Source organism: Micromonospora sp. NPDC005257 (assembly GCF_042872445.1).
In the GTDB taxonomy this organism is placed as follows: domain Bacteria; phylum Actinomycetota; class Actinomycetes; order Mycobacteriales; family Micromonosporaceae; genus Micromonospora.
On record NZ_JBIAKL010000015.1, the window covers coordinates 1 to 13,669 of the forward strand.

Sequence of the window (13,669 nt, forward strand, 5' to 3'; positions counted from 1 at the left end):
AAGCGCCGATCTTCGAACTGGCCGACTACGGCGTGGTCGGCGACCTGTTCAAGATCGTCCCGCAGGCCGCCGAGGAGATCCGCAAGCGCAAGTGACTACTCTCGGCGATCATGCTCTGGATGGGAGGACGGCGGATGGTGGGTGCAGCAGCGATGCGGGTCGAGCCCGATGATGTGACGTCGGACTGGACGCGTCCGGGCGTGTTCGAGGTGGCCACCGGGGTGTATCGCATTCCGCTGCCGCTACCGCAGGACGGTCTGCGATCGGTGAACGTGTACGCCCTGGCGGGTGACGACGGCCTCGTGCTGGTCGACTCGGGCTGGGCCATCACGGCGGCCCGACAGGCATTGGATGCGGCCCTGGCTGCCCTGGGCGCGAGCCTTGCAGATGTACGTCGGTTTCTCGTGACGCATGTGCACCGCGACCACTACGCGATGGCGGTGGCCGTACGACGCGAGTTCGGCACGACAGTGAGCCTCGGCGAGGGCGAGGAACCCGCTATCCGCGCGCTGTCGACCCCCGGTCGTCGACCGATGTCCGAACACTGGCAGGCGCTGATCCGATGCGGCGCGGGCGAGATCGTCGAAGCGCTGCGCGCGCGGGCCGAGTCGGCGCCGCATGATCCGACGGACTGGGCGGCGCCGGACGACTGGTTGGCCGGGGGGACCGATGTCGTCCTACCGACCAGGACCCTGCGGGTGGTGGCGACCCCTGGACACACCCGTGGGCACGTCGTCTTCGTCGATCGCGACGCGCAGCTGATGTTCACCGGCGACCACGTTCTTCCCCAGATCACACCGTCCATCGGCTTCGAGGCGGTGGCCGCGGCACTGCCACTCGGGGATTACCTGGATTCGTTGCGGTTGGTCCGGTCCCTGCCCGACCAGCGGCTGCTGCCAGCGCACGGCCCGGTCGGCCCGAGTGTCCACGCGCGCGTCGACGAACTCCTGCACCATCATGCGAAGCGACTCGACCAGGCGTGCGGGGTCGTGCGTGACGCGATGACGGCTTACGAGGCGGCGGGTCGACTGACCTGGACCAGGCGTGAGCGTGCCTTTGCCGACCTGGACCTGTTCAACCAGATGCTCGCCGTCACCGAGACGGCCGCCCACCTCGACCTGCTCGTGGCGCAGGGGCGGCTGAAGGCTGCCGACGTCGATGGAGTGCGCCGCTACGCCCCGGCGTGACCGACGGGGACCTTCCGGTCGAAGCCGACCGTGGTATCCCGGAGCCCGGTCGTTGATCGAGGGGGTCTGCTGCACCGACAGGTGAGATCGTTGACCCCCGTGGAATTCGAGACCATCATGCACCCACCGGCCCGTCAGGCCGCGTGACTACACCTGTCACCTGCCGGTGCAGCAGACCCGTCGGCTTAGAGAAGGCTCACTGGAGGTTCCATGCCCAAGGGCTACTGGGTCAGCGTCTACCGCACCATTTCAGACCCGGAAAGGCTGGCTGCCTACAACAAGCTGGCCGCTGCGGCGGTCAAGGCCGCGGGCGGTCGGATCCTCGTCCGTGGCGGCCGGGTCGTGGCGCATGACGCCGGAATCGCCGAGCGCACCGTCCTGGTCGAGTTCGACAGCTTCGAGCAGGCCGTCGCGGCGCGCGAGAGTGAGGCCTACCAGGAGGCGTTGGTGGCCCTCTCCGACGGCGTCGAGCGCGACTTCCGCATCATCGAAGGCATCGACTGACCGACGTCCGGTCGGATCTTCACGGGGCCTCTTCGTCCTGCGTGGCGGTTGGCTTCGACGTGGTGCGGGACGCGGATGGCCTGCGCGATAGCGGTGGCGTGACCTGCAGGGCGATCTGCTCCAGCCGGTGAACCGGCGCGCTCCGGGGTGCTGCGCGGGTTCGGTTTCTCCTGCCCGCGAGGACGTTTCCTCACTCGACGGACGCTGTCATGCCGATGCGTCTCCCCGGTGCGGGCCAACCTCAGCGGCGCGGCCTCCCAGCCGGCCGCCGCCCACCGGGGACGCCTCTTGCCCGGCTCCGCCACGGCTCGAAACTCGGCTCCGCGCGGCTCCCATGGCATCCGCGTCTCCGCTCCCGTCCGACGCGCCGCCGGGACGGCGTTGACGCCGCCCATGCCAGGCCGAAACGCCGGCCTCAGGCCGCGGTCCGGGGAGGGGGTGAGCGGGCCGCCGGTGAGTGCCTTCTCGCGGAATCGCGCTCCTTGCTCCGAAACTTTCGGTGCCCTGTGAGTCAGGAAGCTCCCCTCCCGTTCGGTGATCTCCCTGGCAGCGATGTTGTTGACGGATGACGGGGCGCTTAGTAGCCTCAGCGCACTGGATCGTGACATGTAAATATCCCGATAAGTTTCGGGGGTGACGACCTCACCGTCGACGGGGCTACAGCTGACTCGTCGGTGAGGGCGCTCGTCGGCTTCTACCTGCGCGTCCCCGCTGGTGAACCGTCGCCCGGCTTGCCGCGGTCACTCGACCACCGCCGCTCACGATCACCGATGGAGGGCCGTTGAAACGCGTCCGGACCACCGCAGCCGTCATCGCCACCGTCGCGCTCCTCGTTGCCGGCTGTGGCGGATCAGATGGCAAGTCCGACTCGAAGACCTTCGAGTTCTGGTCGTTTGCCAACATCAACCAGAAGGGCGACGTCGACGTCTACACCAAGGCGCACCCGGATGTGCGCGTCAAGCTCACCGAGGTGGGCACCACGACCGAGACCGCGCAGGCGCTCACCGCCGCGCTGGCCGGTGGCAAGGTGCCCGACCTGGTGCTGATCCAGGCCGACGACCTGCCGAAGTTCATGCAGTCCCCGGACAACTTCGTCGACCTCACCACGCTGGGCGCGAACGACATCAAGGGGAACTACCTCGACTGGGTGATGGCGCAGTCGACGACCAAGGACAGCAAGATCATCGGTGTGCCGACCGACGTCGGCGGCCTGGCGGTGGCCTACCGCACGGATCTGTTCAAGGCTGCCGGCCTGCCCACCGACCGGGACGAGGTCTCCAAGCTCTGGCCGACGTGGGACGAGTTCATCAACGTCGGTAAGCAGTACGTCCAGAAGACCGGGAAGCCGTTCGTGGACAACACGCCGACCAGCGTGTTCTTCCAGGCGGTCAACCAGGGCAGTCAGCGCTACTACGACGCCGACCGCAAGCTGGACTACGACAACGAGCAGGTCAAGGCGGCGTTCGACGTGACGCTGAAGGCTTTCGACGCGGGCATCTCCGCCAAGCAGGGGTCGTTCTCGTCCGGCTGGACCGCGGCGATGAAGAAGGGCGACTACGCGGTGGTGTGCTCGCCGTCCTGGATGCTCAGCCAGATGAAGACGAACGCCCCCGAGACGAACGGCAAGTGGGACATCGCCACCATCCCCGGTCGCTCGGGGAACTGGGGCGGCAGCTTCCTCGCCATCCCCAAGCGCGCCAAGAACGCGAAGGCGGCGTGGAACTACATCTCCGAGATGCAGTCGCCGAAGGGGCAGCTGGACCACTTCCTGATGCAGGGGTCGCTGCCCACCACACCCTCGGTCTACACGGACCCGCAGCTGGTCGGAAAGACCGACCCGTTCTTCAGCAACGCGCCGATCGGCAAGATCTACACCCAGTCGGTGGTGGGGATCAAGCCCTTCTACTTCGGTCCGCAGGACGGACCCGTCGGCACCGAGTTCCTCAACACGCTCACCAGCGTCGAGCAGGGCAAGGTGAATCCGGCGAATGCCTGGGACACCGCGCTGAAAAACGTCAAGAACGCCGTACGCGAATGACGGAGGGCTGATGCGCGGCGGCCGGGCACCGCCCGGCCGCCGCCCATCGGAAGGGTGACGCTTTGACCACCATGCTCGGCCCGGCCACCGCCCCACCGGACATCCGGGGGCCCGTTCGCAACCGGCGGATCCGGCAGGGCGTACGGGAGTTCCTGGCGCCGTACGCGTACATCTCGCCGTTCTTCGTGCTGTTCCTGATCTTCGGCCTCTTCCCGTTGCTGTTCACCTTCTACATCTCCCTTTTCGACTGGGACCCCATCGGCGAGCACCGCTTCGTGGGGCTGGACAACTTCTCCGAACTCCTGCACGACCCGCGATTCTGGGGGGCGCTGCGGAACACGTTCAGCATCTGGGTGATGTCGACGGTGCCGCAGTTGCTCCTGGCGCTGGGCCTGGCGCACCTGCTCAACCACGCGCGGCTGCGGCTGGCCGGGTTGTTCCGGATGTCGGTGCTCGTTCCCTACGTCACCTCGGTGGCGGCCACGACCATCGTCTTCGCCCAGATGTTCGACCGGGACTACGGCATGATCAACTGGTTTCTCGGGTTGCTGGGCTTCGCGCACATCGACTTCACGGCGTCGCTGTGGGGCAGCCACATCATGATCGCCACGATGATCGCCTGGCGCTGGACCGGATACAACACACTGCTGTACCTCGCCGCGCTGCAGGCGGTTCCCCGGGAACTGTACGAGGCCGCCGCCGCCGACGGTGCGAACGGCTGGAGACAGTTCCTGCACATCAGCATCCCCTCGCTACGGCCGATCATCGCGTTCACCGTCGTGACGTCGACCATCGGCGGGCTGCAGGTCTTCACCGAGCCGCTGTTGGCCAACCCGGTGGGCGGACTCACCTGCGGGGCGGCACGGCAGTGCCAGACCGTCACCCTCTACCTCTACGAGCAGTCCTTCGGGCAGTTCCACTTCGGCTACGGCGCAGCGGTCGGCGTCGCGCTCTTCGTCATCGTGGTGGCCTTCTCCGGACTCAACTATCTGCTGACCACCCGCATCCGTTCGGAGCGCCCATGAAGCCCGTACCCCCGACCGCCGCGCCCAGGCGGGCCAGGCGGCGCCAGGCCAACCGCGTCCCGTTCCCGGTGTACGCGCTGCTGACGTTCATGGCCCTCGTCAGCGTCTTCCCGCTCTACTGGATGTTCGTGGTGGCGACGACGGACTCCGCCACCGCGACGACCCTCCCGCCGACGATCACCCCCGGCGGCAACTTCCTGCACCTGGCGGAGCTGGTCTTCACCATCGTGCCGTTCGTGCAGTCCCTGCTCAACAGCGTCATCGTCGCCACCACGATCGCCGTGGGCCAGGCGGTGCTCTGCGCGCTGGCCGGCTTCGCCTTCGCCAAGCTGTCCTTCCCCGGCCGCAACACGCTGTTCCTCATCGTCGTGCTGACCATGACGGTGCCGGCGCAGTTGGCCGTGGTGCCGCAGTACCTGATCATGTCCCAGTTGAACTGGGTGGACACTCTTCAGGCGGTGATCGTTCCCGGACTGGTCAGCGCGTTCGGCATCTTCTGGATGCGCCAGCACATCGGCAGCGTGATCAACGACGAGCTGATGCAGGCGGCGCGGGTGGACGGCGCGACCACCTGGCAGATCTTCTGGCGGATCGCCTTCCCGCTGGTCCGCCCGGCGGCATACGTGCTGGGGCTGTTCACGTTCGTCTACGCGTGGAACGACTTCCTGTGGCCGTTCATCGTCCTGAAGTCGCCGGAGAACTACACCGTCCAGATCGCCATCAAGGCGCTGCAGCAGAACCGGGACATCGATCTGGGCCTGGCCATGTCCGGCTCCTTCCTGGCCACCATTCCGCTGCTGGTGTTGTTCGTCTTCGTCGGGCGCCGTCTGGTGCAGGGGATCATGGAAGGCGCCTTCAAGGGGTGAGGTCCCCCCACGCGGCGCCGGTGCCCCCGTACGCCTTCGCGGTGCGGCGCGGGCTGCGCGTGCCGATGGACGACGGCGTCGAGCTGGTCGCCGACCTCTACCTGCCGGCCGGTCCGGTGGAGCCGCCGTTGCCCACGATCGTCGTCCGCTCGCCGTACGGCCGGCACGGCTCGCTCACCCACGCGCCGGCGCTGGCCGGCGAGGGGTTCACGGTGCTGGTGCAGAGCTGCCGTGGTACCGGTGGCTCCGGTGGCACCTTCCGACCTCAGCTCGACGAGCAGCGCGACGGCATGGCCACCCACCGGTGGGTACGCCGCCAGCAGTGGTTCACCGGCGCGGTCGCGACGTACGGGGAGAGCTACCTCGGCTACGCCCAGTGGGCCGTGGCGGGGCGGATGTGCCGTGACGATCCCGCCAACGCCCCCGACGCCCTGTGCCTGAACGTCACGATGGCCGACTTCGGCGCGGTCACCTGGAACAACGGCGTCTTCTCGCTGGGCGGCTCGCTCGGCTGGTCGCGCCTGATGGCCCTACGCGGCATGCGTGGCGTCCTGACCAGAGCGTGGCTCGCGCGGCGGCCGGACCGGAAGCTGGCCGAAGCCCTCGACGTCCTGCCGCTGTCCGCCGGCGACACCGCCGTGGCGGGCCACCCGATCAGCTGGTATCAGGACTGGCTGGCCCACGAGAGGCTCACCGACGACTACTGGACCCGGCAGTCGCACACCGCCTCGGTGCCCGACGTCACCGCGCCCGTGTACATGGCCACCGGCTGGTACGACATCTTCCTTCCCTGGCAGCTGCGCAACTACGCCCAACTCGCCGCGGCCGGTCGCCCGCCCCGGCTGACCATCGGCCCGTGGGGCCACCGCAGCGATCAGAGCCCGTTTCTCGCCGAGTCGATCGCGTTCCTCAAGGAACACTTCGCCGGCGCGCCCGCGGATCGGCCGGCGCCGGTGCGCGCCTTCCTCACCGGCGCGCAGCAGTGGCACGATCTGTCCGCGTGGCCCCCGCCGGACACCACTACGCGGCGGTGGCGCCTGTACCCCGCCGCTCCCGACGCGGGCACCACCCGCTACACCTACGATCCGAACCGGCCCACACCCGCGCTCGGTGGTCCCGGCCTGGGCCCGTCCTGCGGGCCGGTCGACAACGGCGCCCACGAACGCCGTACGGACGTGGCCGTCTTCCGCAGTGCGCCGCTGGAGCGCGCTGTCGTCCTCGCCGGGGAGCCGACCGCCCACATCCGGTTCCGCTCGACGGCAGCCAGCGCCGACGTCTTCGTCCGGATCTGCGACGTGCACCCCGACGGCCGCTCCATGAGTGTGTGCGACGGCATCCGCCGCATCGGCGGCGTCGGCACCGCGGCCACCGACCCGCTGCCCGACGAGGACGGTTTCGTCGAGCTGGAGGTGCCGCTGTGGCCCGCGTTCCACCGCTTCGCCGCCGGCCACCGCGTCGCCGTGCACGTCAGCTCCGGAGCGCATCCGCGCTACGCCCGTAATCCCGGCAGCGGCGAACCCGCAGTCACCGCGACCACCACCGTAAGGGCGCGGCAGGAGATCTCCCACGACGGCGCCCAGCCGTCCCGGATCGACCTGCCGGTGTGGACGTGAACGGCGCGAACGCGCCGGCCACCGCGGCGAGCGCCATCTACGCACATCCCCGTACACGTGCGGTCATCGGAACCGCTTGTCCAGGAGGGCTCCCCGGATGGCATCCGTATTCCATGTGGCGACAGGCGGTTCGGATCGCGCCGACGGCTGCGCCGAGCGGCCCTTCCGGACGATCAACCGGGCCGCGGGCGTCGCGCAGCCCGGTGACACGGTGGTGGTGCACGCGGGGGAGTACCGCGAGTGGGTGAAGCCACGCCACGGCGGTCTCAGCGACTCCCGCCGCATCACCTACGAGGCGGCGCCCGGCGAGCACGTGGTGATCAAAGGATCGGAACGCGTCACCGGATGGACGTCGCTCGGCGGGACGGTATGGCAGGCGGTCGTCGACAACGCGCTGTTCGGCTCGTTCAACCCGTACGCCGAGGAGGTGACCGGCGACTGGATCGTCTACCGCGAGGGCGCGCCACGCCGGCACCTCGGCGACGTCTATCTGAACGGGTTGAGTTTCTTCGAGGTGGGGAGCCGGGCAGAGGTCGACGATCCGCCCCGGCGCACCGAGGTCGTCGACGACTGGACCCGGGTGACCCGTCCGGTCGGTAATCCCGACCAGACCCGGCTCGTCTGGTACGCCGAGGTCGGCGAGCAGACGACGATCTGGGCCAACTTCCAGGGCGCCGACCCGAACGCGGAGCTGGTGGAGATCAACGTACGCCGCAGCGTCTTCTACCCGGCGCAGCCCCACCTGGACTACATCACCGTCCGTGGCTTCGAGCTGGCCCACGCGGCCAGCCCGTGGGCGCCGCCGACCGCCGACCAGCCGGGCCTGATCGGACCCGGCTGGGCGAAGGGGTGGGTCATCGAGGACAACGTGATCCATGACGCCAAGTGCTCGGCGATCTCGATCGGGAAGGAGGGCTCGACCGGGCAGAACTTCTCGGCTCTGCGCGGCGACAAGCCGGGCTACCAGTACCAGCTGGAGTCGGTCTTCGCGGCCCGCCAGATCGGGTGGGACCGGGAGCACATCGGCTCGCACGTGATCCGCCGCAACACGATCTACGACTGCGGCCAGAACGCGATCGTGGGTCACCTCGGGTGCGCGTTCTCCACGATCGAGGACAACCACATCCACCACGTCGGCGTGAAGCGTGAGTTCTACGGGTACGAGATCGCCGGCATCAAGCTGCACGCCGCCATCGACGTGGTGATCCGGCACAACCGGATCCACGGCTGCTCGCTCGGCACCTGGCTGGACTGGCAGGCGCAGGGCACCCGGCTCTCCCGCAACGTCTACCACGACAACTGCCGGGACCTCTTCGTCGAGGTCAGCCACGGCCCCTACCTGGTCGAGCACAACATCTTCGGCTCACCCGCCGCGCTGGAGCTGTTCAGCCAGGGCGGCGCCTTCGTCAACAACCTGGTCTGCGGCACGGTGCGGCTGGAGCCGGTGCTGGACCGCGCCACGCCGTACCACCGGCCGCACAGCACCCAGGTCGCCGGGTACGCGGTGATCTACGGCGGTGACGACAGGTACGTGGGCAACCTCTTCCTGGGCGGCGACCCGGGCGCGGCCTACGGCGCGGGCGCGGAGGGCGAGGGCCCGCCGCGAGCCGGCACCGCCGGATACGACGGCCATCCCGCGTCGTTCGCGGAGTACCTGGCCCGTCTCGACGACCAGCCGCCCAGCGACCAGCAGAAGTACGTCGACGTGAAGCAACCGGTGTACGCCCGCGCGAACGCCTACGCCGCGGGCGCCCGGCCGTTCGAGGGTGAGCGTGAGCCACGGGTGCTGGGTGCCGCGACGGCGGCGATTGTCGACGAGGGCGATGCGGTCTGGCTCGTCACCGACCTCCCCGAGGCGTTCGACGGGGCCCGTATCGGTCTCGTCACCGGCCGGGACCTGGAACGGGTCCGCTGCGCCGACGCGGAGTTCGAGGAGGCGGACGGCAGCCCCGCCGTCATGGCCGTCGACCTTACGGGCCAGCCCCGGCAGCCGGGACGAGAGGGCGCCGTCGGCCCGATCGCCGGCCTCCCATCCGGGGCGCAGCGTACGCGCGTCTTCTGACGGCGGACCCGTGCGTACGGCGCGATTACTCTGCCGGCCGCGGCGCGCGGCCGCCGTCCGAAGCGATGAGACGGTGGCGCCGACCGGCCGGCGCCACCGTCTCCGTCGCCCTCAGCCGCGTGCGGCCCAGTCGCCGAGGGTCCAGTCGCGGACCTCGGGCATGTCCTCCAGGTGCTCCACCACGTACGTCTCGTGGCGGTCGAGCTGGCTGCGGCACCACGCCTTGAGGTCCGCCGCCCCGCGCGGCAGGCGCTTGGCGTTGTTGATGGCGTCCATCACGAGGTGGTACCGGGACGCCTTGTTGCGCACCGTCATGTCGAACGGCGTGGTGGTCGTGCCCTGCTCGATGAAGCCGCGCACGCGGAACCGGTCCGCGTCCGGGCGGCCGTGCACGAGCTGGTGGATCGCGCCCGGGTAGCCGTGGAAGGAGAAGACCACGTCGACGTCGTCGGTGAACAGCTCGGTGAACAGGGTCTCGCTCATGCCGTGCGGGTGGTCCTTGGGCCGGACCAGGGTCATCAGGTTGACCACGTTGACCACGCGGACCTTCAGGCCGGGCAGCCGGTCGCGCAGGATCTGCGCCGCCGCGACCGTCTCCATGGTGACGACGTCGCCGGCGCAGGCGAGGACGATGTCGGGGTCGCTGGTGCCGTCGTCGGTGCCGGCCCACTGCCAGATCCCCGCGCCGCGGGCGCAGTGTTCGATCGCCTCGTCCATGGAGAGGTACTGCAGCTGCGGCTGCTTGTCGATGACGATCAGGTTGATGTACGAGCGCGACCGGAAGCAGTGGTCGGCCACCGACAGCAGGGTGTTGGCGTCCGGCGGCAGGTAGACCCGGGCGACGTCGCCGCGCTGGGTGAGCACCACCTGGATCAGGCCGGGACCCTGGTGGGAGAAGCCGTTGTGGTCGTTGCGCCACGCCGTCGAGGTCAGCAGGACGTTGAGGCTCGGCACCTTCGCGCGCCACGGCAGGTGCTTGGCCTCCTGCAACCACTTGCCGTGCTGCACGGTCTGCGAGGCGCTGACCATGGCGAACGCCTCGTACGTGGCGAACATGCCGTGCCGGCCGGTCAGGTTGTAGCCCTCCAGCCAACCGTGGCAGTTGTGCTCGCTGAGCACCTCCATGACCCGGCCGTCGCGGCTGATCGACACGTCCTCCGGTGTCACCCGCTCCATGAAGGCGCGGTCGGAGACGTCGAAGACGCTGCCGAGGCGGTTGCTGTTGGTCTCGTCCGGGCAGAACAACCGGAACCGGTCGGCGTTGCGGGTGTAGATGTCGCGCATCATCTCGCCCAGCTTGCGCGTCGACTCGGCCCGCTCCTGGGCCGGCTGCGGCACCTCGATCGCGTAGGAACGGAAGTCCGGCAGGTCCAGGTCCCGGGTCAGCAGCCCGCCGTTGGCGTGCGGGCTGGCGCTCATCCGCAGGTCGCCGTCGGGGGCCTGGTCCCGGATCAGCGCCACGGGCGCGCCGGCGGAATCGAACAGCTCCTCCGGACGGTACGACTTGAGCCAGCGCTCGAGCAGCGCGAGGTGCTCCGGGTTGTCCTTGACGCCGGACAGCGGCACCTGATGCGACCGCCAGGTCCCGGTGACGATGGTGCCGTCGACGGTGTCCGGGCCGGTCCAGCCCTTCGGCGACCGCAGGATGATCAGCGGCCAGGTCGGGCGGGTGCCGTCCCAGGAACCGTCACGGGCGGCGGTCTGGATGTCGCGGATCCTCGTCCAGGCGGTGGCCAGGGCGGCGGCGAAGCGGTGGTGCATGCCGGGCAGGTCGGAGCCCTCGACCTCGATGACGTCGTAACCGTGGCCGCGCAGGAGGTTGCGTACCTCCTCGGGGTCCTTGCGGCCCAGCACTGTGGGACCGGAGATCTTGGCGTCGTTGAGGTGCAGGATCGGCAGGACCGCGCCGTCGCGTGCGGGGTTGAGGAAGGACACGCCCTTCCAGGAGCCCTCCAGGGGCCCGGTCTCGGCCTCGCCGTCGCCCACCACGGCGATGGCCAGCAGGTCCGGGTTGTCCATCACCGCGCCGAACGCGTGGACCAGGACGTAGCCCAGCTCACCGCCCTCGTGGATGGAGCCGGGGGTGGTCACCGACACGTGCGACGGGATGCCGCCGGGGCTGGAGAACTGCCGGAACAGGCGCAGCATCCCGGCCTCGTCCTGGCTGACGTCCGGGTAGATCTCGCTGTAGGTGCCTTCCAGGTAACCGGCGGCCACCAGTGCCGGCCCGCCGTGACCCGGGCCGGCCAGGTAGATCGCCTGCTGGCCGGTGTGCCGGATCAGCCGGGAGGCGTGCGCGTAGATCAGCGACAGGCCGGGGCTGGTTCCCCAGTGGCCGAGCAGGCGCGGCTTGATGTGCTCAGCCGACAGCGGCTCGCGTAGCAGCGGATTGCCCTGCAGGTAGATCTGCCCGATGGTCAGGTAGTTGTTCGCCCGCCACCAGGCGTCCAGACGGGCTAGCTCGGCGTCGTCGAGCTCGGCGAGCGTGCGGAGTTCGGATACGACCGCGGTCACGGCGGTTCCTTTCACAGATCTCGTCTTGTCAGGACTTACGTTAGGCCCCGCCGCCGCCGACCGCCCGGGCCCGCAAGCCGCAAGCCACAGGACCTTCGGCCCTCGTACGCGGGAATCCGGTGCACCGGCGGTGGGTCGAAGATGCCGGAGTCGCGGCCGGGCGGCCCGTGCGTGGCGAGGCGTTCGCGCAGGACGGGCGCTCGTTCCGGCACGCCGACCTTGACCGGCCGGGCCGCCTCCGTCTGCCGGCCGGCATCAGGGCGGGATGCGCCGGGACGACCCTTCCGGCGCATCCGGAAGCGCGTCCGGATAGTGAGACGATCACCGGCCGCTGTCCAGGACTTCGGACAGCGGCCGGCGTGGCGTCACCGGAGCCTGCGGTGCGTGTCCGATCCGGATGATCATTTGTGCCTGGTGGCCCGCGGTGGTGCCGGCGAGCAGTTCCCGGGTCGCCGGCACCTCGATCGGTTGGCTGACGGGGGTGGTGGCCAGCCGCAGCCGGGTGGCCACCAGCAGGACGTGCTGCAACGCCTGGCCGGCGCGGACCCAGTCGTCCGGGCCGTCGCCGGGCGTCGCCAGCACGGCGATCGTCGGGTGCGCCTCGAGGAACTCGTTCGTCCGCCAGGGCTGCGGGTGGACGAGGCCGAAGTCCCGGACCGGCATCCGTTCGAGGGCGTCCCACGGTCCGACAGCGGCCGGCGGGATGCCGTCGTGCCGGCCCGGCGAGGGTCTCGTCCAGCGGTTCAGCTCGGCCCGGTAGCGGCCCTTCGTGCGCAGCTGGCGCTCGGCGTGGCGCCCGAGCTGCAGGATGGCGTTACGGGTGACCAGGCCGGCGATCGTGAGTACCGCCCCCTGGTCCGCGGCGGCCGATCCCAGCTCCTCGATCGCGTCGGCGGACACCACCGAATCGGTGAACGGCAACCGGTTGGTGTGGCGCCGGGCGATCGTTTCGGCCAGCGTCGTCACGGTTTCCGGTGGTGGATCCTCACGATCGAGCGTCACCCGGGCCACCAGGTCGGGCGACTCCGGTTCCGGGAGGACGGCGCACGTCGTCCGCCATCCCTGCGCACGCAGAGCCAGCCGCAGGGTGAACAGGGCCGCACCGACACTGATCAGGAGTTCGCGGCCGGACGCGTCCAGCGCGTCGAGCCGGCGGCTGTGGTCGGCGTACACCAGCACCTCGCGGCCGGTGATCCGGAAGCGCCACGGCTGGCTGTTGTGCAGCGAAGGGGCGAGCGTCGCCGCGGCCACGGCCCGGGTGAGCACGTTCATGACGCGCCCTCCGCCCGCTGCTTGATGCCCAGCAGCATCCGGCGCTCCATGATCAGACTGCCCGGTTCCATCACCAGGCGGTACGCGGCCCGGCCCGGCCCCGGGCGCGCCGCCAGGGCGATCCGGTTGCGGCTGATCAGCCGGGTGCCCGCGCCGTCCGGTCGCAGGTGGAAACCCCACACCCAGGCGCCGTCGGCGGACCGGAACACCAGCGTCCGCCGCGGGTCGAGGATCTCGACGCGCATGGCCGGCCCGCTCTTGCCGAGCGGCAGTTCGTCGCCGCCGGCGAGATGCTGGAACTGCGGCAGGATCTCGTCGGCGCTGTGCATGTCGAGCCCGAACAGGTTCTCGATCCAGTCGTAGGTGTAGGCGCCACCGCGACCGCTGCCCATCTGCACGAGCCAGGGCCAGACCGCCTCGGCTGGCGCGTCGACGGTGACCGCCCGGGTGGAGACGATGTCCGGATCGGCCAGGAACTCGTCACCGGGCAGCGTCGCGTCCACCTCGGCCGCCGTGGCTCCCCAGGTGAGCCACCGCCCGGGCCGTTGGAGCACTGTTCCCTGCATGACCTCTCCTTCCTGAGCGAAG

The 13,669-nt window shown here is 69.8% G+C and carries 10 protein-coding genes; 7 read left to right on the forward strand and 3 right to left on the reverse strand.

Translation table 11 applies throughout. The features are described 5' to 3' along the window. Nucleotides 1-110: 110 nt before the first annotated feature. From ACFYO8_RS26280 to ACFYO8_RS26310, 7 genes are all read left to right on the forward strand, one after another. Nucleotides 111-1,187: an MBL fold metallo-hydrolase gene (locus tag ACFYO8_RS26280; protein WP_387257690.1), complete on the forward strand. Its 1,077-nt coding sequence runs from the start codon at nt 111-113 to the stop codon at nt 1,185-1,187. A gap of 210 nt (nt 1,188-1,397) precedes the next feature. Further along, the gene (locus ACFYO8_RS26285; RefSeq protein ID WP_354872856.1) at nt 1,398-1,691 is read left to right on the forward strand and encodes a DUF1330 domain-containing protein; all 294 of its coding nucleotides are present in this window, start codon (nt 1,398-1,400) and stop codon (nt 1,689-1,691) included. Nucleotides 1,692-2,472: 781 nt separating this feature from the next. Further along, nucleotides 2,473-3,729, forward strand: a complete 1,257-nt coding sequence (locus ACFYO8_RS26290; protein WP_354872858.1) for an ABC transporter substrate-binding protein — start codon at nt 2,473-2,475, stop codon at nt 3,727-3,729. A gap of 71 nt (nt 3,730-3,800) precedes the next feature. Then, complete coding sequence (locus ACFYO8_RS26295; RefSeq protein WP_354873116.1) at nt 3,801-4,754, forward strand: sugar ABC transporter permease; 954 nt, start codon at nt 3,801-3,803, stop codon at nt 4,752-4,754. Then, nucleotides 4,751-5,620 carry a carbohydrate ABC transporter permease gene (locus ACFYO8_RS26300; RefSeq protein ID WP_354872860.1) on the forward strand — a complete coding sequence of 290 codons (870 nt, stop codon included), beginning with the start codon at nt 4,751-4,753 and terminating at the stop codon, nt 5,618-5,620. The genes ACFYO8_RS26295 and ACFYO8_RS26300 overlap by 4 nt, the downstream gene beginning before the upstream one ends. Next, nucleotides 5,617-7,233 carry a CocE/NonD family hydrolase gene (locus tag ACFYO8_RS26305; protein WP_355094500.1) on the forward strand — a complete coding sequence of 539 codons (1,617 nt, stop codon included), beginning with the start codon at nt 5,617-5,619 and terminating at the stop codon, nt 7,231-7,233. Before ACFYO8_RS26300 ends, ACFYO8_RS26305 begins: the two co-directional genes overlap by 4 nt. 97 nt (nt 7,234-7,330) lie before the next feature. After that, nucleotides 7,331-9,295: a right-handed parallel beta-helix repeat-containing protein gene (locus tag ACFYO8_RS26310; protein WP_354872865.1), complete on the forward strand. Its 1,965-nt coding sequence runs from the start codon at nt 7,331-7,333 to the stop codon at nt 9,293-9,295. A gap of 111 nt (nt 9,296-9,406) precedes the next feature. Here the strand turns inward: ACFYO8_RS26310 and ACFYO8_RS26315 are convergent, their stop codons facing one another. From ACFYO8_RS26315 to ACFYO8_RS26325, 3 genes are all read right to left on the reverse strand, one after another. Further along, on the reverse strand, nt 9,407-11,809 hold the full coding sequence (locus ACFYO8_RS26315; RefSeq protein ID WP_354872867.1) for a phosphoketolase family protein: 2,403 nt from the start codon (nt 11,807-11,809) through the stop codon (nt 9,407-9,409). 321 nt (nt 11,810-12,130) lie between these two features. Next, nucleotides 12,131-13,081: an Acg family FMN-binding oxidoreductase gene (locus ACFYO8_RS26320; protein ID WP_354872869.1), complete on the reverse strand. Its 951-nt coding sequence runs from the start codon at nt 13,079-13,081 to the stop codon at nt 12,131-12,133. Then, nucleotides 13,078-13,647, reverse strand: a complete 570-nt coding sequence (locus ACFYO8_RS26325) for an SRPBCC family protein (RefSeq protein WP_354872871.1) — start codon at nt 13,645-13,647, stop codon at nt 13,078-13,080. Before ACFYO8_RS26325 ends, ACFYO8_RS26320 begins: the two co-directional genes overlap by 4 nt. Nucleotides 13,648-13,669: the final 22 nt, after the last annotated feature.

Coding starts and splice junctions, on each gene's coding strand:
- ACFYO8_RS26320 (WP_354872869.1), bottom strand. CDS start 13,081: ATGAACGTGCTCACCCGGGCCGTGGCCGCGGCGACGCTCGCCCCTTCG.
- ACFYO8_RS26280 (WP_387257690.1), top strand. CDS start 111: ATGCTCTGGATGGGAGGACGGCGGATGGTGGGTGCAGCAGCGATGCGG.
- ACFYO8_RS26325 (WP_354872871.1), bottom strand. CDS start 13,647: ATGCAGGGAACAGTGCTCCAACGGCCCGGGCGGTGGCTCACCTGGGGA.
- ACFYO8_RS26285 (WP_354872856.1), top strand. CDS start 1,398: ATGCCCAAGGGCTACTGGGTCAGCGTCTACCGCACCATTTCAGACCCG.
- ACFYO8_RS26310 (WP_354872865.1), top strand. CDS start 7,331: ATGGCATCCGTATTCCATGTGGCGACAGGCGGTTCGGATCGCGCCGAC.
- ACFYO8_RS26295 (WP_354873116.1), top strand. CDS start 3,801: ATGCTCGGCCCGGCCACCGCCCCACCGGACATCCGGGGGCCCGTTCGC.
- ACFYO8_RS26300 (WP_354872860.1), top strand. CDS start 4,751: ATGAAGCCCGTACCCCCGACCGCCGCGCCCAGGCGGGCCAGGCGGCGC.